We start from the raw sequence: 333 nt of genomic DNA, 5'->3' as shown, positions 1-333 counted from the left end.
GCGGGTGACTACTTCGTGAAGTTCACCCCGCCTGCCGGGATGCTGGTGTCGCCGCAGGACCAGGGTGATGACGCGCTGGACTCCGACGGTGACGGCACGGGTGTGACTCCGGTGTTCAACCTGGGTCAGATCGAGCAGGACATGACGTGGGACTTCGGTCTGATCCCGGCCAGGACAACGGTGAGCCCGGTGTCGCGGGCGTGCCGGTGGAGCTGTTCCGCAACGGTCCGAACGGGCCCGAGTCGGCCGGCACCGCGGTGACCGATGCCAACGGCATGTACCTGTTCAGCGGTCTCGGTGCGGGTGACTACTTCGTGAAGTTCACCCCGCCCG

The 333-nt window shown here is 66.7% G+C and carries 1 protein-coding gene and 1 pseudogene; both read left to right on the top strand.

Annotated features, from left to right (window positions below):
• Positions 1–39: 39 nt before the first annotated feature.
• A pseudogene (locus tag UK23_RS55135) lies at positions 40–102 on the top strand (hypothetical protein); the annotation flags it as partial.
• 44 nt (positions 103–146) lie between these two features.
• A partial coding sequence (locus UK23_RS54080; RefSeq protein WP_045315275.1) for an SdrD B-like domain-containing protein occupies positions 147–333 on the top strand: 187 nt, incomplete at its 3' end.

The organism is Lentzea aerocolonigenes (assembly GCF_000955955.1).
Lineage (GTDB): Bacteria > Actinomycetota > Actinomycetes > Mycobacteriales > Pseudonocardiaceae > Lentzea > Lentzea aerocolonigenes_A.
The sequence above is the reverse complement of the archived record's forward strand: the minus strand, read 5'-3'. Positions and strand labels throughout refer to the sequence as shown.